Source organism: Dellaglioa sp. CoH-57-MRSF-19 (genome assembly GCF_056781975.1).
On the sequence record NZ_JBXAXW010000311.1, the window covers coordinates 1 to 249 of the forward strand.

Below are 249 nucleotides of genomic sequence, written 5' to 3' on the forward strand. Positions count from 1 at the left end.
GTTCAGGGCGTAGCGGACAACCACTTTCACACCCTGTTTGAGTGGAACTCGACGACGAGCTGCGCGTATCATCGCGATCATAGCCGGAATGTCGAGATCGTCTTGGTCCTCAGGATCAGCCTCGTAGTCGAATTCGACTACCTTGATGAAACCATCGGACGATGCGAAGTATGCCTCTTCGCCGCCCATCGCGTCAACCAGTCGTCGGGTGTACACGGCGTGCTGGCCCTTCAGCTCTTCGAGTTCTTT

The 249-nt window shown here is 55.8% G+C and carries 1 protein-coding gene; it reads right to left on the reverse strand.

Features of this window, described 5'->3' with window-relative positions:
* On the reverse strand, positions 1-189 hold a 189-nt coding region (locus tag AC1RO3_RS09325; protein ID WP_481764139.1), incomplete at its 3' end, for a hypothetical protein.
* Positions 190-249 lie beyond the last annotated feature (60 nt).